The organism is Permianibacter fluminis (assembly GCF_013179735.1).
In the GTDB taxonomy this organism is placed as follows: domain Bacteria; phylum Pseudomonadota; class Gammaproteobacteria; order Enterobacterales; family Permianibacteraceae; genus Permianibacter; species Permianibacter fluminis.
Window position 1 is genome coordinate 3,376,236 of sequence record NZ_JABMEG010000001.1, and the last position, 21,045, is coordinate 3,397,280.

Annotated in this window: 15 protein-coding genes; 3 read left to right on the top strand and 12 right to left on the bottom strand. The window is 58.5% G+C overall.

The window, feature by feature from the left end; translation table 11 throughout:
* Nucleotides 1-8: 8 nt before the first annotated feature.
* Nucleotides 9-443 (top strand): hypothetical protein, encoded by a 435-nt coding sequence (locus HPT27_RS14805; RefSeq protein WP_172244793.1) that lies wholly within the window; start codon nt 9-11, stop codon nt 441-443.
* A 141-nt stretch (nt 444-584) separates the two neighbouring features.
* Here HPT27_RS14805 and HPT27_RS14810 read toward each other — a convergent pair whose 3' ends face one another.
* From HPT27_RS14810 to HPT27_RS14830, 5 genes are all read right to left on the bottom strand, one after another.
* Nucleotides 585-1,031, bottom strand: a complete 447-nt coding sequence (locus HPT27_RS14810) for a DUF4231 domain-containing protein (RefSeq protein WP_172244795.1) — start codon at nt 1,029-1,031, stop codon at nt 585-587.
* A gap of 151 nt (nt 1,032-1,182) precedes the next feature.
* Nucleotides 1,183-1,605, bottom strand: coding sequence for an MAPEG family protein (locus HPT27_RS14815; protein WP_172244797.1), 423 nt, complete (start codon nt 1,603-1,605; stop codon nt 1,183-1,185).
* A 45-nt stretch (nt 1,606-1,650) separates the two neighbouring features.
* Nucleotides 1,651-1,845, bottom strand: a complete 195-nt coding sequence (locus tag HPT27_RS14820) for a hypothetical protein (RefSeq protein ID WP_172244799.1) — start codon at nt 1,843-1,845, stop codon at nt 1,651-1,653.
* Nucleotides 1,846-2,240: 395 nt separating this feature from the next.
* Complete coding sequence (locus HPT27_RS14825) at nt 2,241-3,746, bottom strand: aldehyde dehydrogenase (protein ID WP_172244801.1); 1,506 nt, start codon at nt 3,744-3,746, stop codon at nt 2,241-2,243.
* 215 nt (nt 3,747-3,961) lie between these two features.
* Nucleotides 3,962-4,510, bottom strand: coding sequence for a cupin domain-containing protein (locus tag HPT27_RS14830; protein WP_172245413.1), 549 nt, complete (start codon nt 4,508-4,510; stop codon nt 3,962-3,964).
* A 238-nt stretch (nt 4,511-4,748) separates the two neighbouring features.
* Between HPT27_RS14830 and HPT27_RS14835 the strand changes: the two genes are divergently transcribed.
* Complete coding sequence (locus HPT27_RS14835) at nt 4,749-6,026, top strand: aspartate aminotransferase family protein (RefSeq protein WP_235951071.1); 1,278 nt, start codon at nt 4,749-4,751, stop codon at nt 6,024-6,026.
* Nucleotides 6,027-6,208: 182 nt separating this feature from the next.
* Complete coding sequence (locus HPT27_RS14840; RefSeq protein ID WP_172244805.1) at nt 6,209-7,717, top strand: CoA-acylating methylmalonate-semialdehyde dehydrogenase; 1,509 nt, start codon at nt 6,209-6,211, stop codon at nt 7,715-7,717.
* A 164-nt stretch (nt 7,718-7,881) separates the two neighbouring features.
* On the opposite strand, the gene HPT27_RS14845 is transcribed toward HPT27_RS14840, so the two are convergent.
* The 7 genes from HPT27_RS14845 to HPT27_RS14875 form a co-directional block, all read right to left on the bottom strand.
* Entirely contained in the window at nt 7,882-8,124 is a 243-nt protein-coding gene (locus HPT27_RS14845; protein ID WP_172244807.1) for a hypothetical protein, read from the bottom strand.
* 214 nt (nt 8,125-8,338) lie between these two features.
* Nucleotides 8,339-8,944 (bottom strand): DUF502 domain-containing protein, encoded by a 606-nt coding sequence (locus HPT27_RS14850; RefSeq protein ID WP_172244809.1) that lies wholly within the window; start codon nt 8,942-8,944, stop codon nt 8,339-8,341.
* A gap of 474 nt (nt 8,945-9,418) precedes the next feature.
* Entirely contained in the window at nt 9,419-12,751 is a 3,333-nt protein-coding gene (locus HPT27_RS14855) for an eCIS core domain-containing protein (RefSeq protein WP_172244811.1), read from the bottom strand.
* Nucleotides 12,752-12,781: 30 nt separating this feature from the next.
* Nucleotides 12,782-14,161, bottom strand: a complete 1,380-nt coding sequence (locus HPT27_RS14860; RefSeq protein ID WP_172244813.1) for an ATP-binding protein — start codon at nt 14,159-14,161, stop codon at nt 12,782-12,784.
* Nucleotides 14,128-15,654, bottom strand: coding sequence for a contractile injection system tape measure protein (locus HPT27_RS14865; RefSeq protein WP_172244815.1), 1,527 nt, complete (start codon nt 15,652-15,654; stop codon nt 14,128-14,130). The genes HPT27_RS14860 and HPT27_RS14865 overlap by 34 nt, the downstream gene beginning before the upstream one ends.
* Nucleotides 15,655-15,663: 9 nt before the next feature.
* The gene (locus HPT27_RS14870) at nt 15,664-18,393 is read right to left on the bottom strand and encodes a hypothetical protein (RefSeq protein WP_172244817.1); all 2,730 of its coding nucleotides are present in this window, start codon (nt 18,391-18,393) and stop codon (nt 15,664-15,666) included.
* A gap of 68 nt (nt 18,394-18,461) precedes the next feature.
* The gene (locus tag HPT27_RS14875) at nt 18,462-21,044 is read right to left on the bottom strand and encodes a YegP family protein (protein ID WP_211197980.1); all 2,583 of its coding nucleotides are present in this window, start codon (nt 21,042-21,044) and stop codon (nt 18,462-18,464) included.
* Nucleotide 21,045: the final 1 nt, after the last annotated feature.

Below are 21,045 nucleotides of genomic sequence, written 5' to 3' on the forward strand. Positions count from 1 at the left end.
GAGTGCCGATGGAAAATATTTTCTATATCAGTCTGTTTATCGCCGTTTTTGGATGGATGATTTACGCCCCAATTAAGATCGCGAGATGGCGCGACCTATCAAAAATGAAACTCAGTGAGTTCGAATCTTCACTTCAGTCACCACTATCCAGTTATCAGGCTTATACCAATAATCATCCGTATGTTTGGGGTGAAGTTGATTACAATCAGTGTAAAGACGAGTATCTTCGTTCAATCAGTTTGGGGCCCAACCTCTCCACGTACTGCCCAAAAGTATCGCTCCGAGTAATTGAATCGACAAAGTCGATCTATCTTGTCGCAGGAACGGACCAGTTTGACTGGTCATCGCTTTACCATTACGAAGAATGGATTGAGTCAAACAAAGAGGTTTCCGAGAGAATCAGGGAATACAAATCAACTGGAAGGTTGCGTAATCAAGAATAATCGGATTCAAGGCTGCCAGAGCGTAGCCTGGGTCGTGCCAACGGCATGACCCAGGAACTCTTTTGATAGCCGCAACACTGCTTTTTAATCAACATTCCCGGAACCCGCTGCGCTCGTTACGGACTACCTAAACCACCAGCTTTACAGCGTCTTTCCCGTCCCCGTCCTGCGCACAATCGACTCTGCCCACGTCTGCTTGGCGGCATTGAGTAATTCATCAAGCCGATTGGAATAGTGCATCACATCAATACGCTCGCCAGCGGCTTGCAATAGGTCCAGCTGACGACGCAGATCACGTAGCGCGTGCAAGACATTGCGTTCGTGTATCCACAGCTCCCCCGGTTTGCGGACGCCCTCCACTGCCGTGACCACACTGACCGCTGCTGTGGTCAGAACCAGCAAGACGCTGAAAAGGCGATTGGCCTCCGGAAAGGTGGCGGCGACACCGGCCAAGACTGTCGCGCAACCGGTCAGGCCGATGGCGCTGTAGCGCAGGCGCCGGTGCAAGTCTTTATGCTTGTCGGATTGAACATTGAAATGCTTGATCAAACCATCCAGTTGCTCAAGCAGCTTGGTTTCTGCGGCCATTGCGTCACTCCTTGATTGCTTTTCTATCGGTCGTCAGGCTTTTGCTGATCGCCCGTTGCTCACCCCTCGATTGCTTGCCTGAATGAGCTGCCACGTTTGATGGCAAGCCGTCTCCATCGCAATCAAAGCCAGCTCGGTGGGCCAGCGCAAATCAGCCCATCAGCACCTGCAGCGCAAACCGGGCCCACATGATCAGCAGCACCAGCGTGCTGAGCAGGAAGGCGACAAAACGGTGTCGGACCTTATTGTAGGTGCAATGAATCAGGGTATGCGCCGCCCGGCCGGCGACAAACAGCCAAGCCAGCGCCAGATAGCTGGTATCGACCTTGCCTACGATCAGCAAAAACGCCACCAGCACATAGAACAGCACCGGTACTTCCAGCAGGTTCTGGAAATGATCGGCCAGGCTTCCAAGCGGCGCAAAGACCTCGCTGGCGCCTTTGCGGTTGGCGACTTTCTGCGGATGGATGCGCTGAGTCTGCAGGTAACGCACTCGGCCATAACCCAAGCGCAGCAGCACAACCGCCGTCAGCAAAATCATCACCAGCACGGGATACAAAATCGCTTGCGTCATCAGCATGGCCTCAACGGGAAAGGGGGCAAGAATGGAAGCAGGTTGTTACTTGTCTTTGTTTTGGTCAACCGAGTTCTGGTCAACCGGTTTGCGAAACCAGAGATACAGCGCCAGCACGAGCGGTCCGGCGAGCGCGCCGGCCAGCACATACGGCAGCGGCTCCTTGCCATTGCGTTTTGCCCAAACGGCCATGACGATGGCACCGATGATGCCGAGAATGAAGTAGAGACGAATGAGCATGGTTTTGTCCGAGAAAGTACCGGTACGGTTGGGAAACGGGAGCGAGCGGCAGGAGCCCCTCTCCCCTGCCCCTCTTCAGCAAGGGGCGAGGGGAACCGCAGTTTGAATTTCGAGGAATTGTACGTGTTTGGTGGTGAAAGCAAAGGCGGAAATTTGTAAGGCACCGCGGAAGAAGCCGGCGCAATTGTGTGTTCCGCGACATTCAGCCTCACATCGCGGCTCTGCGAAGCAACAATGTCGCATGGCGCAGCGGAAGAACGAGACCGTGCCTCACTAAATTTCGCCTTGTCCACTCAGGGAAGAATGCTTTGAGCCCCTCTCCCTTGACGGGAGAGGGGTTGGGGAGAGGGTGAACATTTCGCGCTGCTGTGTTGTCAGCTATCGCGAACGCCGCATCAGGGATTCAAACTGATCCAGGTCGCTTTCAGCTCGGTGTATTTGTCGAGCGCATGGAGGGATTTGTCGCGACCGTTGCCGGATTGCTTGTAGCCGCCGAATGGCGTGGTGATGTCGCCACCGTCGTAGCAGTTGATCCAGATCGAACCGGCGCGAATGGCTTTGGCGGTCTTGTGGGCTTTGCTGATGTCGCGGGTCCACAGCGCGGCTGCGAGCCCGTAATGGGTGTCGTTGGCGATGCGCACCGCTTCTTCGGCGTCCTTGAAGCTCAGCACCGACAGCACCGGACCGAAGATCTCTTCGCGGGCAATGGTGTGGCGCGGCTCGACGCTGCCGAACACAGTGGACTCGACAAAATAGCCGCCGGTTTCTTTCAGCGTTTGCTTGCCGCCGAGCAGCAATTTGCAGCCTTCGTCGTTGGCTTTGTTGATGAAGCCGAGCACAGTGGCCATTTGTTTGTCATCGACCAGCGCGCCGACTTTGGTGGCCGGATCGAGCGGATCGCCCGGTTGCCAATCTTTGGCTTTTTCCAGCACGCGTGCCATGAATTCATCGGCAATCGATTGCTCGACCAGCAAACGCGAGCCGGCAGAACACATTTCGCCCTGGTTGTAGAAAATGCCGTAGGCTGCGGCTTCGGCAGCGGCGTCCATGTTCGGGCAATCAGCGAAGACAATGTGCGGACTCTTGCCGCCGCATTCGAGCCAGGCGCGCTTGAGGTTGCTCTGCCCGGCCATTTGCATGATTTGTTTGCCGACGCCGGTCGAGCCGGTAAAGGCAATGCAATCGACATCCATGTGCAGCGCCAGCGCTTTGCCCACGGTGTGGCCGTAACCGGGCAGCACGTTCAGCACACCCGGCGGCAAGCCGGCTTCCAACGCCAATTCGGCGAGACGCAGTGCGGACAACGGTGATTTTTCTGAGGGCTTCAAAATCACGCTGTTGCCGGCAGCCAGTGCCGGGCCGAGCTTCCAGCTGGTCATCAGCAGCGGAAAGTTCCACGGCACGATACAGGCGACCACGCCAACCGGTTCACGCGTAGTGAGGCCGATATCGTTCTCGCCGGTCGGCGACACTTCGTCGTAAATCTTGTCGATGGCTTCGCCGAACCAGCGTATGCAGTTGGCGGAGCTGCGCACATCCACCGCCATCGAATCGCTGATCGGCTTGCCCATATCCAGCGTTTCGAGCAGCGCCAGTTCCTCGCGGTGCTGCAACATTAGTTCTGCCCAGCGCACCATGACCATTTTGCGTTCGCGCGGGCTTTTGCGGCTCCAGACGCCGGATTCAAAAGTGCGACGCGCAATTTTTACCGCCGCCTCGGCGTCGGGCGCGTCGCACTCGGCGACCTGGGTCAATTCACGACCATTGAGTGGGCTAATTGAAGCGAAGGTTTTGCCGGACAGTGCGGCGACAAATTTGCCGTCGATCAGCGCTTGATTGCGAAACGAGAGTGCGCGGGCTTTTTCTTGCCACTGCGACTTGGTGAGTTGGTTGGTGCTCATGTTTGCTCTGTCTCTTTGTTGTTACAGCGAGACAGCGCAGCGCTCGGAGAAGACGTCGCAAAAACGAGCTGGGCGATGGCGGCTTGGTTGTCGCCAGCGCGCAAGAACCGGAATGTACACGTAGTACATGAGGATGGCTTTTTACAAAAGCCCCTTCGGGTTCGAGGCACTGCCGACGCCCAAGCTGTCGAGCCCAGACGTTTTGGTGACGTCTTCTAGAACGTCGGCGGTGAGTTGGCCGACACTATCTCGCAAGGTTCATCACCGACATTGCGGAAGCGGTGCGGGATTTTCGATTCAAAATAATACGAATCACCCGGACCAAGTTGGCGGACATCGTTACCGACGGTCAGCTCAATCCGGCCCTGCACCACCACGCCGCCTTCTTCGCCGTCATGGGTCAGCATGTCGGCGCCGGTGTCGGTACCCGGCTCGTAAATCTCGCGCAGGATGGACATCTGGCGACCGTGCCGGTCATAACCGACCAGCCGGTACGAGATGCCCTCCTTGCCCAGATCCGGCAATTCCCCGGCCTGGTAAAAAGTCTTGTGCTGGTCGGTGACTTCGGCGGTAAAGAACTCGGCCAGCGAGATCGGGATACCATCCAGCACCTTCTTCAGCGAGGCGATGGACGGGCTGACCCGGTTCTGCTCTATCAGCGAGATAAGGCCATTGGTGACCCCCGCCCGCTTGGCCAGAGCCCGCTGCGACAGGTCGTGCTTCTGGCGTACAGCCTTCAAACGCTCGCCGATATCCTCACTCATGCTCTTTACTGCCCCTGATTTGTCAGCATTCATTGGCAGCTACTGTTTAGTAACTACCGCCACCAAAGGACCAGTTACGGGCGAATATAGCCCAAAACGGGTCTTGTTGTTTAATTTTTTAATCGGGTAAGATGCCGGCAGCAGGACTGACCCGGATGCCCCCATGACGCTCGAATCCCCGACCTCCACTCGCCCCGCCTTCGACAGCAAGGACCGCGACCAGCTCGACGCCTTCTGGATGCCGTTCACGGCCAACCGCCAGTTCAAGGCGGCGCCCCGGCTGCTGAAAAGCGCCAAGGGCATGTACTACACCGATGTCGACGGTCGCCAGATTCTGGACGGTACCGCCGGGCTCTGGTGCTGCAATGCCGGTCACGGCCGCGACGCCATCACCAAAGCCGTCCAGCACCAGATCGAGGAGCTGGATTATGCCCCAACCTTCCAGATGGGGCACCCGCTGCCGTTCGAGTTCGCCAACCGGCTGCGACCGCACCTGCCGGGCGACATGAGCCATGTCTTCTTTACCAACTCCGGTTCCGAGTCGGTCGATACCGCGCTGAAAATGGCGATTGCCTACCATCGCGTCCGCGGTGAAGGCGCCCGCCAACGCTTGATTGGCCGCGAGAAGGGTTATCACGGCGTCGGCTTTGGTGGCATCTCGGTTGGTGGCCTGGTCAACAACCGCAAATTCTTCGGCTCGCTGCTGAACGGTGTTGATCACCTGCCGCACACGCTGCTGAAAGCCAACAACTTCTCACGCGGCTTGCCGAAGAGCGGCGCAGAACTTGCCGATGAGCTGGAACGCATCATTGCGCTGCACGATGCCAGCACGGTTGCGGCGGTCATTGTTGAACCGATCTCCGGTTCGGCCGGCGTCATTCTGCCGCCCGAGGGTTATCTGAAACGGCTGCGCGAAATCTGCGACAAGCACGGCATCCTGCTGATATTTGATGAAGTGATCACAGGTTTCGGTCGCGTCGGCATGCCGTTCGCCGCCCAGCGTTTTGGCGTGCAGCCGGACATCATCACCTGCGCCAAGGGCCTGACCAACGGCGCGATTCCGATGGGCGCAGTGCTGGTGCGCAAACACATTTACGACACTTTCATGAACGGTCCGGAAGGCGCCATCGAACTGTTCCATGGCTACACCTACTCCGGTCACCCGGTTGCCTGTGCGGCCGGCATAGCCGCGATTGATATCTACGAAAAAGAAAAGCTGTTCGACAAGGCCATCGAGCTCGGCAGCTACTGGGAAAACGCACTGCATGGCTTGCGCGATTTGCCGAACATCGCCGACATCCGCAATTACGGCCTGATCGGTGCCATTGAACTGGAGTCGATTGCCGGCAGTCCGGGCAAGCGCGCGTTCAACGCCTTTACCCAAGCCTTCCAGCACGGCGCGCTGATTCGCGTTACCGGCGACATCATCGCGCTGAGTCCGCCGCTGATTATCGAGAAGAAGCACATCGATGATCTGTTCACGATTTTGCGGGATGTGTTGAAGAACAATATCTGATGCTCTCGTCATTCCCACGCAAGCGGGAATGACACAGCACAATTGCAATACCCGGCGCACAGGATGTGCGCTGTTCAACGGGCTGGAGACAGTCGCCAAACTGTTACGGGGCACTCGTGTGGCTCCTGCCCACTGCTCTCCAACGAGAGAAAGCGAATGTGCCAACATTCGAGGTTCATGACATGAAAACCATTCCGCACTGGATCAACGGTAAAGACGCTGATCTACAAGACAAGGCGTTGACCAGTACCCGCACGTCCCCTGTGTTCAATCCCGCCACCGGCGAGCAAACCGGCCAGCTGTTGCTGGCGTCGAAGGCCGATGTCGAAACCGCCATTTCCGCGGCAGAAAAGGCTTTTCCCGGCTGGGCTGCGACACCGCCGCTGAGCCGGGCCCGGGTGATGTTCAAGTTCAAAGAATTGATCGAGCAGCACGCTGATCAGCTTGCCGCGCTGATCACCGCCGAGCACGGCAAAGTGCTGTCCGATGCCAAAGGCGAACTGACTCGCGGCTTCGAAGTGGTCGAGTTTGCCTGCGGCATTCCGCAATTGCTGAAAGGCGAATTCACTGAAAACGTCGGCCGCGATATCGACTCGTGGTCGATGCGGCAACCGCTCGGCGTTGTTGCCGGTATCACGCCATTCAATTTCCCGACCATGGTGCCGATGTGGATGTTCCCGGTCGCCATCGCCTGCGGCAACACCTTTGTGTTGAAGCCTTCCGAGCGTGACCCGTCAGCGCCCCGTCTGCTTGCGCAATTGCTCAAGCAGGCGGGGCTGCCTGATGGTGTGTTCAACATCGTCAACGGCGACAAGCAAGCCGTCGATACCCTGCTCACGGATCCGCGCATTCAAGCGGTCTCGTTTGTCGGCTCGACGCCGATCGCACAATACATCTACGCCACTGGCACCGCCCACGGTAAACGCGTGCAGGCACTCGGCGGCGCCAAGAACCATATGGTTGTGATGCCCGATGCCGATCTGGATCAAACCGTCAACGCGCTGATGGGTGCTGGTTATGGTTCTGCTGGCGAACGTTGCATGGCGATTTCAGTTGCCGTTGCCGTTGGCGATATCGCTGACAAATTGGTCACGGCGCTGGAACCGAAAGTGCGGGCGCTGAAAATCGGCGCCGGCACGATGATCGATTGCGAAATGGGACCATTGGTGACCGCCCAGCACCGCGACAAGGTGCGTGGCTATATCGATGCCGGCCTTGAAGAAGGCGCCAAGCTGGTGGTCGATGGCCGCGGCCATAAAGTCAGCGGCCACGAACAGGGTTTCTTCCTAGGCGGTTCGCTGTTTGATCACGTCAAACCGAACATGAAAATTTATCGGGAAGAAATTTTCGGCCCGGTACTCTGCATTGTGCGCGTCAACAGCTTTGACGAAGCCGTGAAGCTCATCAACGATCACGAATTCGGCAATGGCACTGCCATCTTCACCCGCGATGGCGATTCTGCCCGCCAGTTTGCTCACGCCATTCAGGTCGGCATGGTCGGCATCAACGTGCCGATTCCGGTACCGATGGCGTTCCACTCGTTCGGCGGCTGGAAAAAATCGCTGTTCGGCGATCACCACATGCACGGCCCGGAGGGCGTCCGCTTCTATACCCGGATGAAGACCATCACCTCGCGCTGGCCAACCGGTATCCGCGGTGGCGCCGAGTTTGTGATGCCGACGATGAAGTAAGCAGGGTTTGGATCTGTCATTCGAGGCGGCCTTCGGGTCGTCTTTTTTATCCCTCGGCAATGCCTGCCTCAGCCCGACAAAACCCGGGCAAACAAAAAGGCCACCTTGCGGTGGCCTTTTCATGTTGCTGGACTCCGTTGCCGGAATCACCCGCGACAGTCGGATTACTCCGGCTGGCTCGGGGTAGCAGCTTCAGCCGGAGCGGCTTCGGCCGGAGCAGCTTCAGCCGGAGCGGCTTCGGCCGGTGCGGCTTCAGCCGGCATGGCTTCGGCCGGAGCAGCTTCAGCAGCCGGAGCAGTGGCTTCAGCAGCCGGAGCAGCCGGAGCGGCTTCTTCGGCCGGTTGGTTGTTGCAAGCAGCCAGGGCGGCTACGGTGGCGGCCAGGGCCAGGATCTTCAGGGTCTTCATGGGGTTATTGCCTCGAGTAAATTGCGCCACAAAGGGAAAGGGTGTAGCGGGCAAAATAGTACAAGTCGGTCAAGTGTAAAAACAACCAATATCTGCAAATATTTTTTACGATTTCGTTATACGAAAATAACCGGGATCGGCACGTTTCCGCTTGGCGGCCAACCGGTTTCGTCGGTTTTCCCCGGCGCAGGAGTCGGTTTGGCCGGCAGCCGGATCACTCCTGGCCTGCTTTCAGAATCGGCTGGGCACCGACACCACAGCCGATCACCGTGCGCATCGCGGTCTCGATCGAGATGCCTTCCAGAATCCGGACCCGGTCGGCCGGTACATGGAACATCAGGCCGCTGGTTGGGTTCGGCCCGGTCGGGACAAACACGGTGAAATAGCCGTTTTCGTGCTCGGCGGTGATAAACGCGGTGGTCGATACCTCATCACCAAACAGCCGGACCAGTGCCACCTTGGAGAACGGGCTGGGCCGGTCGGTGGCGACAAACTGGCCGACCGTTTCCTTGACGAGCTGGTAACCCGGGATGTTCTTGAACAAGGTCTGCTCAATCAAACCGAGCAGAAAGCCGCCAATCCGGGTCCGCACCACCAGCCCGACCAGCAGCAACATCACCACAATCAAGGCAATCACGATGAAGTCGGCTAGCCACGGGCCCAACCCCGATTGGGCAACCACCAGCTCGGTAATCGGCCGGATCAGCTGGGTGGTGGAGTGATAAAGCCAGCGCAGAAACATCAGGATGATGGTGATGGGCAGCATCACCGCGACGCCCACCAGCAGATTGTTGCGCAGTACGGTCAGCTTCGGTTTCATGAGGTGGCGGCAAGTCGGCAGGGAACGGGCGCGCCACTATAGCAAATGGCCCCGAAGCAAATGACCCCGAGCCGCCCGGAGCCTCGGCCCCGAAAACAGAAAAGGGGTGGTCAGATCCTGACCACCCCTTTTACTGGCTACACCCGCCCATTCCTTCAGGCGCTCGAGCTCCCTGCTCGCATCCATGCACGGCATCCTGCCGTTTGTTCCGTTGCAGACGTCCTGTCCACGGCGCGCAGTGTAGGGGTTTCAGCACGCTTGGGCCGGCACTGCCGTTGTTGGAAAAATAACCGCGTTCTGCAAGCGAACAAAATTTCCTTGCTGGCTCAGCGACTTAATGCGCGCCATGGGTCTGGTGACCACAGCCATTCCGGTCTCGGCTCACTCCTCGACGGGACAAAATCTCACATGCCGCCCTGACCTATCGCAGTGCCAGACTCGCCAGCTGAGTTCTGGCCGGCTCTGCAAAACGCCCTATTTCGGATTCAACTTGGCGTTCATATGCAACTTGGCCATCAAGGCTTTGGCGATACCTTTGACGCGATCCCGCACGGTCGCGATAAACGCTGGCGCCTTAATGCGCCATTGCGATCCGATGGATGAATTCACCCGTTTATTTCCGAGCCGCGTCAGCTTGGTCGGGTCGCCACCGGCAATTTGATCCGGATCGTGCAAGGCAGCGAGCGTGGCCATTTCGGCATCCACTTTCTTCTCGGCGGCGGCCTGCTTCTGCGCGGCACTGCGATTCGACTTGTCGTTGGCGATTTCCTTGGCGATGCGTTTCACGCGTTCCTTGTCGCGGAATTCCTTCTGCGCTTCGGTACCTTTGGGGTCGCGGCCCGAACCTGAATCGGTGGCGGTAGCTGACGCCGCTTTGCGGTTGGCGTAGTTCTGGACATTGGTTTCCCAGTCCTCAAGGCGCAAGCGATTCAAACCCGACTCCTGATCCTTGACCTGCGTATCGAACTCGGCTTTCAGACCATCTTTCACATGATCTGGCGAACAGGTGAAATCCACTTCCGCGGCCGGAGCAAAACGCAGCTTGCGCTTGACCGTTTCGGTTTTGGCATTGGGATTGACTTCGCCATAAACGTAATCTGTCTCTTCGCTATCAGTGCCACTGACCTTGCGGATTTCCAGCGTCGTGATTCGATAGGAGGTCTTGATGGTTTTGAGTTTCTTGTCAACTTCCTCAAGGGTTAGTTCCTTGTTGGCAATCAATGGCGATGCGTCTGCCATCGCTTTCTTCAAATCAGCCGCTTTCTGTTCCGGTGTCCGCTCATCCGGTTTGCCATCCTTGTCCTTTTTGCCGAATACCTTCGCAAAGAGCTTCTTCGCCATCGTGACAATCCAGGTGACAACGGCATCCAGTGCCTTGTCGATCGGCGCGCGGATCTTCTGGATAATGCCCATGACTTTGTCAGCGACTTTGCCCAGACCCGCAAACTGGAACAGGAAGCTGATGGCAATAGATAGCAAGCCGGCGAGAATGCTCTCCACTTTCTTCGCGGCCGCACCGATATTGCCCGCCGCGATCTGGACAATGGAATTGACGAAAGCGCCGACGATACCGGCAATCGTCGACAGCCGGTTCACGAACACCATCACCACATCGTAGATCGACATGATGGCCGCGATAAATCCGGCGCCGGGAATGAACATGGCGAGCACTTTCGGCACCGCCTTCTTGGCAATGGCCTCAACCACCATGCTGGTAATGCCGCCGATGACGGTATCGCGCAAGCCGCTGAGCTGATCCTTGATCTTGTCCCAAGCTGCGGCCGGTCCTTGGGTGACCAAGGTCACCACGATATCGAATCCGGTTTCCATCGCCTTGACCGCGGTTTCACCAACCGCCTTGACCAGTTTGACCCGGATGTTCTGCCAACTCAGGCCCAGCACCGACAGGACAAACTTGATCAACTCCCTGAGCTCAAACGACTTGGGAATGTAAACGCCAGTCAGCGCGCCAGTGAGCCAGTTCAGCAAACCGGCTTTCAAATGGGCGCCAAAATTACCGGCAAATTGCGAGAAGCCAGCCTTGCCGGCGGCGACCAGATTGCCGACAAACGGCAAGGGATTTTTGAGAATTGCTTTCAGCGCGCCGCCCGTTCGTTTGACATAGGCGAGTGCGCCCGGCTTGACCACATCAAAGACGATTTCCAGCAGCTTCCAGACCGCGTTAAGACCCCAACTGATGAACTGGGCCGCGAAGCCGCCAAACACGCTGGCCAGTTTGGCGAACGCCCGCGGGATCAGGATAATGTCCATAATCACCAGCGATTTGAACGCGGTGACAAACAAGCCCGGGATCTGCATCACAAAGGATTTCACGGTGCCGAGCGCATCCTTGAACCAGGCGAACGCCCGCGGAATCGCATTGGCTTTCTGCATCGTCGCCCAGGTTTCCTGTTCGCCGATGAAAGTCATGAACGCGCCCATAAGCGCTTCCGGATCTTGTGGCGCCTTGTCGCCAGTGATCGGGTCCTTGCCCATCACCGCACACAACAGCGGATAACCGCTGGTGGTGCGGGCGAAGGCGCCGATCGGTTTCAGGATCAAATCCTTGATCAGCTGGACCGCACCGTCCTTCAGGCCGACTGCGAAGGCCTTTACCTGATCAATTCGGCTAGTGACGATGCGCATGCCGCGGTCAACTGCACCGCCGGGGTCGAACAGATCTTTCTTGCCCAGCCCCTTGATGAACTGCTCGATTTCATCCCAGATGCCACTGCCGATATCCTTGATGGTGTCAAACTGGGTTTGCACCCAATTCGAAACCTTGTCGAAAATGCCGTGATTGTTCAGGGCATCGGTGATGTAGCTGCCACCGGGGATCAGCTCGATGGCGCCCTTCAGAATATTGCCGGCACTGCGACTGACACTGGCATTGGTGATGGGATTGAAGCCAATCACGACGGTAAACAGCGTGAAGCCGGGAATGGCGCTGGCCTTGTCGGCGAAATACTTGCGAGGGTCCGGCAAGCTCAGCCGATGAATCATCCCCTCACTGCGCTGGGTCACGGCGGTGCCGACACTGCTGGCACTATCAACACTGCGCTGAACCGCGCCGCCCTGCTGAATCGTGTGGGTCAGCTCGTGGGCAATCAGCTCTTTGCCGTCACTCGAATCGGGCTGGAATTTATCCTTGCCAAAAAAAACATGATTGCCGACCGCGAATGCCTGCGCACCAATCTGGGCACTGAGCCCGGCCGCTTTGTCACCGGTGTGGATTTTGACATTGCGAAAATTGGCCTGGAACCGCGGCTCCATGAACCGCCGGACATTGAGCGGCAACGGTGAACCCGAGCTCATAGTGCTGCGGATATCGGCGCCGATATTGCTGGCAACATTCGGCTGACCACCACTCTTGCCTGCACTGCTGGCCGAGCCCTTGGCCATCGCCCGCAGCAGCGAACGTGACGCGGTTTCGGCACTCACCATGCGCGAGATGACCGGCACCTCCGCTTTCGGTTTGGCTGTGGGTGTATGTGTGGGTATAGGTAGGAGTTTGTCTTTTTCCGGGTCTTCGCCCGCTTTGGCCTTGCGCAGAATGCTGCCAGTGCTGGCGGATCGGTCTCTATCGAGTTCGGCAGTAACGGGCTTGCTCGCGATCGGCGCCGCCATCCGCATGATCTTCTTGGCAGTGCCTTCCGCTTCTTTTTCTGCTGCGTCCTGCGGCGATGACACCTTCAGTGCACTGGCCTGCACGATGTGAGACGCCACCGACAAAGCAACCGGTGAACGGCTCACTACCAGTGCCGGGCTCGGTGCACGCTGGGCGGTTTTTTGGCGGGCCGCATCCATGGTCAGCTCATCATTTTCAGTCAGCGCGGGCTACAAGGCCCTGCCCTCTTTCAACAACTCGCGGCGCACACCCTCCTCCAGATCATCGCGGCTGACCCGCTGCTCGGCCCGGCTCAAACTCATCAACAGCGCATGCCGAACCACATTCATGATGGTGCCACCGGACAGCTCGTATTTCTCAGCCAGCTTTACCAGATCAACATCCCGATCCAACGTCACTTGCACCGGAAACGCCTCCTGCCAGAGCCGCAGCCGCTCCGGTGGTTTCGGCATCGGAAACGGCACCACCGAATGGAAGCGGCGGATAAACGCATCATCGATATTGGCTTTCAGGTTCGAGGCCAGGATCACCACGCCATGAAAATCCTCAATGCGTTGCAACAGGAAACTGACTTCCTGATTGGCGTAGCGGTCATGGGCGTCATCCACCTTGGTCCGTTTGCCAAACAGCGCATCGGCTTCGTCAAAGAACAGAATCCAGCGCCGGTGTTCAGCCAGGTCAAACACCCGAGCCAGATTTTTCTCGGTCTCGCCGATGTACTTGGAAACGATCAGGCTCAGATCGATCTTGTACACCTCGCAGCCGCAATGCTTGCCGATCAGACAGGCTGTCAGGGTCTTGCCGGTCCCCGGTGGGCCGTGAAACAAGCTGGTGAACCCGGGTCGCAAACGGCTGGCCATGCCCCACTGATTCAGCAAGGTGTCGCCGTGCTGGATCCAGTGTTTGATTTCTTCCAGCTGTTCGCGTGTGGTGGCCGGCAACACCAGATCCGGCCAATCCAGATCGGTATCCACGCGCCGCGCCGGAAATTCCAGATTGAACGCCAGCTGCCGTTCCACCCCGCTGGTGAAGCGGTGCAATGCTTCGCGCGCCAATGTCAGCACGCCGCTATACGGCGATTCGCCGTGACTGACCGGCGCGAGCTGAACCAGATTCAGCAGAGCCAGCGGTTGATCCGGCTCGAAGCGTTGCATCATCGCCAGTCGACCAGCCAGATCAGCACCCGCCAGCAAAAACAGCGCGGTTTCACCGGTGGGCACAAAACCGCCATGGGCATTGCCCTGGACACCACCGAATTCGCTGAAGCCACGCTGGCTCGCTTCATTTTTGCTGTACAACACGTCAAGCAACTGCGGGCGCAGCGTCGGCACCAACGCCAGCAGCAAGATCAACCGATCGGCAAGTGGTAACGGATTCGCACGGAGAAAATCCGCGTACGGTGAGGTGCTGGCGGACAAATCCGGTGCTGGCAGCACGGTCAATGGATCATCGAGCTGCTCGGGATCAAAATAGTGCTGCAGCCGTGCCTCCAGAATGGCGGCAAACCAGTTCAGCTCGCGTTCCAGATCGCGGGCATTTTCGGTGGCGGGTGAACTCACCACGCCGTGTGGATAGCGTCGGACATCCATGGCAGTTTGATCACTCCGATACCCCAGGGCAGAAAATCCAGCAAGACATCAAACGCTTCGCGTTCGATGTGAACACGCCAGCCGTCAGCTTCGGCGCGCAGCAGACCATGGCGTTGCAGAAACGACACCCGCAAACCCGTTACCGAGGTATTTTTCAGCGCCGGCCAGTGTTGCACCACCGCTTGCAGCAGTGCCTCCGCTTCGGCTTTGTCCGCCGCGGTCAGCAAACCTTCGGCAACCGGCAGTGGCGCATCGACCGCCAGACCCAGCAGCGCCTTGATGAAGCCCAGTTCGTACTCGGCCAATTGCTCGCCGCCGGTCGCCAGAAAGTGCAGCAGCGCGGCAGCGCGCGGTAGCTCCGGCAAGGGAATACCGGCCTTGCGATCGGCCACAATGCCGGTGCTGAGAAAAAGCTGTGGCAAAAACGGATGCACCAGCACCAGTCCAGCGTGCGCCACCGTGACCGTGGTTGCCGCCGCCGTGGTGGTATTGAGCTCGGCCGGAAAAACTGGCTGAGCCACCGCCGCCTGCAGCAGTTGCAGATGCGGTTGCAGCGCCTTCTGCTGTAAGGCATGTGTGGTGTTGGCCGATGCTGTAACGACTGGCAACGGCATTGCGTTCGAATTGGCATTGACGTTGATATCGACACCGAGGGCGGCGTCAGCCTCCGGTAGCGATCGCATGTCAGCGCAATGAGCCAGCCAGGACATCAGCCCTGACCGCATTTCAGTCACCCGCTCCGGCGTCACGTCCTGTGTCGACATTGATATCAGCGCTTGCCGCACTGCTTCCGGCATCGTCAAGTTTTGCCAAAGCCGCAACAGGCTCAGCGTCAGCACCTGCAGGCGCTGATAACGGTTCATAGCCGGCACCGCCATAGCGAGCGCGACAAGGGCATTCATCAGATCAGCCTGCGCAGGCAGCCGCTCTGCAATCAGCGAATTGATTTCCGCGCGCCAATCCGCATCGGGCAGCGGCTGCAACCAGCGCCAGAAACGTAGCAGGATTTCTGGCTCAGTCATGGCATCGGCCAGCGCCACCAACAACAACTGCCGCTGCCGGGTCGGCGTCGGCACCGCCAGACGCAACTGCTCATGGTCGGCATGGGCACAGAACCACGGCAGGCTGCCGGCGCGCAGATAGTGCAACCAGGGTTCGAGCTCAGCGAGTGCAGGAGCGTCAGTGTCCCGCACCGTGGCTTCCGATGTGATAGTCAGATGCGGCAACTCATCCGCCAGGGCCTGCGCCAGCAGCAACGGCAACTGCTCGGCCAATTGCGCGACTGAATTCACCCGAACCTGCAACTGCAGCCGCGGAATGTGAACATGCCGATCGCCAACATCGATCGCATCCAGCGCCTGCTCGAATGCCGGCAACAAGCTGCCATAGCTCTGGCTCAGTTGCTCGCGCCAGCCCATGGCCTGATCGGCGCTGCCGACTTGCACCGACCAGCGCTGACGACGAATGCGATGGCTGAGCGGAGCGTTGGCCATGGCGTTCATTTAGCGACGGAACTTGCCCAGCATATTGCCGAGCACCGGGTTGCGTCCCGCTACATCGCGCTGGACATTGCCGACGCCGGCATTGAACTGCTCGATTGCCTGCGTCCCCTTCAGCTGATTGGCATTGCTCTGGACTTTCAGCAAGGCCTGATAGCCATCACCACCTTTGTTGACATCAAGATTGTTGTCGGCGACATAGCGGGTGGTTTCTTCCAGTTTGTTGGCGAACGCCAGCTCGACTTTGTCCAGCTCCTGCTCAATCTGGCTGCGCTTGCTTTCCGGCAGTGACGGGTCCAGCGACTGCTCGCGCAGCAGATCAATTTGTTGCCGCTGCAATTCGGCTTCCTGCAGCCGCAGATTCAGGAAGGCATCGCTGAGCTTCAGATCGCCAACACCAGCCAGTTTGCTGCGATCCAGATTGCCAAAGACATCGCCCATGGTGTTGATGGTGTTCTTGAACACATCGAAATAGCCGGTGTGACGGGTCAGCCGCTCGCCCCAATCCGGTTCGATGTCGGCCTTGAACCAGTCCTTGACGAATTTATAATTCGGCGGCTGCAGCTTGATGCCACTGGTGATCACCCAATCCGGACGAATCGGCGGCCGTGGCAACACCGGCTCGACAATCTCGTCATCGTCTTCATCCTCAACCCGATACGGCAACATGAAATCGGCCACCACATTGCCGGTGCTGTCGTACACCAGCACAAAGCTGCCACCGCGCAGCACACCGGCGGCGTGTTCGAGGCCCGGATGCAAGCGGCAGAACGTCGAGAACATGACCCGGTCTTGCGCCTTGTCATCCTTGTCGAGTATCAGTTTGTCCAGCCAGTCGACCCACAGCATGTGGCTGCTGCCACCAATCAGGCCATCAAAAGGCGTGACGAATTCGGTTTTGACGACATTGCCAAGCTCATGCTTGAACTCGCCAGCGACCGTCAGCGTGTCGCGCATATCGCTCTGCCACGAGTTGTCGAGCTGATAGCTGTTGTAGGGTTTGTCGAGCTTGGCTTTCAGGCCGCTGGCGCGCTCGGTAAGGATGCCCTGCTTCGCGGCGGCCACCGCCTTGATGCCGCGACCCTCGGCACCGTTGGGATCATCGACGACAAAGCGTTGATCAACGGCGCGGTCAACTTCAGCCCGGAAGCTGTTGCCAAACTTCAGCGCATCATCCAGCTGCAATGACAAGTCCTGGCGCAGGACATAATGAAAGCGGTGCAAGTCGGTGTAACGGAATTTGGGTTTGATCAACAGCTCGCGCCGATTGCCGGTGACCATGATCGATTGCACGGTAATGGCCAGATTGCGGCTGCGGATTTGCGCTTCCAGATTGCGCTGCACTTCCTGCACCGGTTGGCCCAGATGGCCTTCGATGCGCAGCAAGGGATACGGCGCCAGATGCGCTGCCAGCGGATTGGCCGCACTGCCACGCGGATTGACCTCACCGGCATGGTAACCGTAATTGCTGTTCGATCGACCAGTCTGGCTCAGCCGGTAATTCCAGTTGCTGAACAACTCGCGGGCCCGGGCACTGCGGTAGTAATACGGCACGGAACGCTCTTCGAGACCGTTGTCGTCATAACGGCTGGGCGTAATCCGGATGGCACCACCGCTCGGGACCTCGAAGGCGGCAATCAGCACATCGAGCTTGCCCAGCAAGAACAGTGCATGTTGCAAATGCGCCTTGCCGGCGCTGACCGCCGGCGACGGATAGTGGCCAGTACGGTTCTCGTCGGCATTGTCACCCGCGACCAGATTGCCGAGCAGCAAATGTTTCGGGAAGGCCTGAATATCTGGGCAGCAAACCGTGTAGTCGCCGTACAGCAATTCGACGAAAGCATTCCACGTGTCCGCGAGATCTTTCAGAAAATCGTAGTAATACTGAATGCCGGCATCGCGTCGCGCGAACTCGCCATTGAGGCTGCTGAGCGCGCTGCGCCAGCCGGGCGCGGGGTCACTTGGAAAGCGGGCCTGGGCAAAATGCCGGCAGGCGGGATAAAACGCCGTCAAGGCTTCCAGCAAACGGCTGTGATTGGTATTGCAGGCGCTGCGATAACTGGCCGCCAGCTGAGCCGCGGTGGTGATGCCGGTGCCGATCACCGGCCGCTCGATGACAACCTGATCCAGCGCCAGCGCCGAACTAGCCAAGGTATCCAGCCGCTCGCGCAGAGCATCGATATCGGTACGACGCAGCAACAACAACCGACCGCTGTGAATCGAGTCTTTGCCGAGATTGTCGCAATCGGTGCCGGAACACAGGTCGTCGTCTTTGACATAGCTCTCCATCAAAAACACCGCAACCATATTATTCAGGTTTTGTCCGGTCTCGGCACCGAACTGATTCAGCGGCAGCGCCCGCGAATCGTTCGTACCGACTCGAACCAGTTCCTGGATCGGCAACATCGTTTCGCCAACGTAGAACGGCGCATAGGCCGGCGCGGTATTGTCGTAGGGCTTGAATCGATCGAACTCGGCATCAGCGGTGAAGAACAGCAGGTCGCCATCGGTGCTGACACCCACGCCTTTGCTGACCCGAACGCGATTGCCCTGCAGCTGGGCACGTAACCCGCAGCTGATGCCGACGCCAAGCAGAAACACCCGACTCAGCCGATCTTGGTCCTCGAGAAACTGACTGACACTGTTCAACTGATCATGGGTCAGCACCTGATCCTTTTCGAAGACGCTGTAGCCGCTGGAAATTTCATCCAGACTGCGCAGTACTTGCAACATGGCATCCCCTCCTCTGGGTTACCGTCAGTGACCGCCAGCGTGGCACCAGCGTCACCATCACGCGTTCGCTACACCTCGGAATCGGGTATCGTGCCGAGCGCCGTTCGACCGAGAATGAACTTGATCTGCTCGTCACCGTCGCCACACTCATGCAGCCGCGTGCTCGGGTAGACATTCTTGAGCTGGTAGAGCTCTGCAATGAAATCCTGCAGCACGACTTGCCGGTCGCCTGTACCCACGCCAGCCTGCCACTCCAGCCAGGCTTTGTAGCGAGTTTCAAATGCCGCCATGTCATCGCGGCTGACCCAGCAGATTTTCGCCAGCACATGCGCCGGCATTTCCTGGCGGATGACCTCTTCGGCAAAACGTCGGAAATCCATGTTGGCGAAGCGACCGGCATGCGCGGGCAAAATGACATGCAGCCGCCACGAATACGGATCGTCGTCAGAACAATCCGCGCAATTGGGGTCGACACAGATCGGCAGGAACGGTTCATCGGCCGCCTGTGGCCGCAACAGGATGCTTTCGATGAGATACATGCCTTCTTCGCTGTAGTGCGTTTGCAGATACAGCAGCAGCTCGTCGATGGCGGTATTCATCGCCGCTTCGGTATCAAAATATTCAATCCGGCGCGCCAGCACTTCGCCGGTGTCATCGATGATGTTGAAATAGTGCTTGTTGTCGACGCTGAGTTTGCGCTCGTAGCCGGCTGGCGTCTGGGCGAACTCAATCGCCCGCTGCATTTCCGCCCGCGCCGCGTCCGGCGTCAGGTACTTGGTGCTGCCGGACAGGATGATCTTGCCGGTGATCCGGTGCCGGACCCGAAACCTGAATTCGTTGTCCGGTGTGGTATCGAGCTCGGCGTAGATGTCATAGGCCACTTCGCTGAGGTTGCGCCGACTGTAATTGCGGATGCCGAGCAATCGGGCAATGCGCTTTTCCAGACCGGCCACATTATCGCTGTTCCAGATGTCCGTCGGAGTGTCGAGGCCGTAGTTGTAGGCCAGTGCCCGCTCGCCGCTGATGACCGGATACTCGCGCAGGAACGCGCACTTGTCGGCGACCAACGTTTCTGCGGTCGAACCGAGATTGCTGCTCATAATGGCGGCGTATTCGTGAAAGCGCTCGGCAAAGCGGCTGATCAAATGATCGAGAAACCGGTTGCGGCGTTCGACCAGCACTGACGGGTCTTCCACTTCGCTTTCGATCATCGCGACCATGTCGGCGTCGGCGTAGATGTCGGCGAACGCACCCGCCTCGCCGACCGCCTGATAGAAATAGCTGCGCAGCAAAGTGGGCTCGGTAGAAAGCAGATCGCGGGCGTGGGCGAGCTGCGCTAGATAGTCGGCCATCAGTTGATCAAAAAACAGCAGATAGGCTTTCAGCTGCTTGGCCTGCACCTGCCGCTCGGCACCGGCATCGCTATCGAGCCCCTCATCGCCCAGTCCGTACACTGCCGGAAAATCGCGCTGGAACGACCGATACTGCGCGGGCTGACGAAACCGGCCGAGTGGAATTGGAAAATCATAGGCGACCGGCGTTTCCAGCCGCGCCCGTTCGGCGGCTTGCAATGCCGCCAGCTGCTCGGCCACGCGCGCCGATGCCGCCGTGACTGGCATATGGCGTTTGTAGAACACCAGCCGCGATTGCTCGATATCCAGCAAGGCTTTGCGGTCCGCCATCACCGGCACCGACCATTTGTTCGGCACCGAGCTGGCGCCGGCCGGATTGATCACGATATCGCGCACCGCAACAACGCCAGCGATATCCATGATGATGCTGATGACATCGGACAGCCGAATTTCCTGCCGCAACCGGGCGGACGCCAGCTCGTCGTCAGCAATGAAGCCGCAATCGAGCGCTGGGCCTTCGAAGATTTCGTCGGCACGGTAATGGCTGCCATCGGCTTTTTTCTTTGCCAACATTTCGGCCAGCGTGTAGTTGTAAACCGGCGGCGCCAGATACTGTTGAACCTGAAAGAGAATGTCGGCCTGAACGCGGGCGACATCGGCATCGGGGGTCAATTCCAGTTCGGCGCATAGCAAAAACGTCTGACTGCCGACAAAGCCGATGCTGACAAAATCTTCCGCCAGACCACGGTTGGCCAACAGCGTGGCGCGCACCTGTTCTGTCACGGCGTCACGCTCTGCCTGCGTGTTGACATCGTCCATGGCATCGATCAGCACATCGTACAGGCCATGAATCGGCACCGGCCGAACACCGGGTTCGCCGGAATCTGCCGCGAGCAGCGTGCCAGTGACGGTGTCGGCGAAATACTGCAGCGCGTGCGGCTTCAACCAGGCGTTCTTGACGCCCGGCAAATCAATCAGCAGCTTGCGATAATCCGCTTCGGTCAACGGCCGGTTGGGCAGCAGCTGGCGCGCCGTGAAAAACTGACCGGCCATGTTGGCGGCGTTGTCGGTCTCGGTGGCGAGCAGATCCTGAATCGGAAACGTGGTCCGGTAACCGAGATCGGTCAGCGCGTAGCTCAGCAGCTCCAGAATGGTGATGCCCGGATCATGGATGTTGTAATCGGTCCAGACCCGGCGCGACAGTTCCTGTACATACTTCAGGCCCAGCGCATACAGACCGCCTTGATGCAGTCCGATCTCCGTCGGCGGCTGTTTGCTGATGCTCAACTGATTCAGCATG

Bases quoted from the DNA above. Each gene is read 5' to 3' on its own strand.
- HPT27_RS14805 (WP_172244793.1), top strand. From the start codon at position 9: ATGGAAAATATTTTCTATATCAGTCTGTTTATCGCCGTTTTTGGATGG.
- HPT27_RS14810 (WP_172244795.1), bottom strand. From the start codon at position 1,031: ATGGCCGCAGAAACCAAGCTGCTTGAGCAACTGGATGGTTTGATCAAG.
- HPT27_RS14815 (WP_172244797.1), bottom strand. From the start codon at position 1,605: ATGACGCAAGCGATTTTGTATCCCGTGCTGGTGATGATTTTGCTGACG.
- HPT27_RS14820 (WP_172244799.1), bottom strand. From the start codon at position 1,845: ATGCTCATTCGTCTCTACTTCATTCTCGGCATCATCGGTGCCATCGTC.
- HPT27_RS14825 (WP_172244801.1), bottom strand. From the start codon at position 3,746: ATGAGCACCAACCAACTCACCAAGTCGCAGTGGCAAGAAAAAGCCCGC.
- HPT27_RS14830 (WP_172245413.1), bottom strand. From the start codon at position 4,510: ATGAGTGAGGATATCGGCGAGCGTTTGAAGGCTGTACGCCAGAAGCAC.
- HPT27_RS14835 (WP_235951071.1), top strand. From the start codon at position 4,749: ATGCCGTTCACGGCCAACCGCCAGTTCAAGGCGGCGCCCCGGCTGCTG.
- HPT27_RS14840 (WP_172244805.1), top strand. From the start codon at position 6,209: ATGAAAACCATTCCGCACTGGATCAACGGTAAAGACGCTGATCTACAA.
- HPT27_RS14845 (WP_172244807.1), bottom strand. From the start codon at position 8,124: ATGAAGACCCTGAAGATCCTGGCCCTGGCCGCCACCGTAGCCGCCCTG.
- HPT27_RS14850 (WP_172244809.1), bottom strand. From the start codon at position 8,944: ATGAAACCGAAGCTGACCGTACTGCGCAACAATCTGCTGGTGGGCGTC.
- HPT27_RS14855 (WP_172244811.1), bottom strand. From the start codon at position 12,751: ATGGATGCGGCCCGCCAAAAAACCGCCCAGCGTGCACCGAGCCCGGCA.
- HPT27_RS14860 (WP_172244813.1), bottom strand. From the start codon at position 14,161: ATGGATGTCCGACGCTATCCACACGGCGTGGTGAGTTCACCCGCCACC.
- HPT27_RS14865 (WP_172244815.1), bottom strand. From the start codon at position 15,654: ATGGCCAACGCTCCGCTCAGCCATCGCATTCGTCGTCAGCGCTGGTCG.
- HPT27_RS14870 (WP_172244817.1), bottom strand. From the start codon at position 18,393: ATGTTGCAAGTACTGCGCAGTCTGGATGAAATTTCCAGCGGCTACAGC.
- HPT27_RS14875 (WP_211197980.1), bottom strand. From the start codon at position 21,044: ATGCTGAATCAGTTGAGCATCAGCAAACAGCCGCCGACGGAGATCGGA.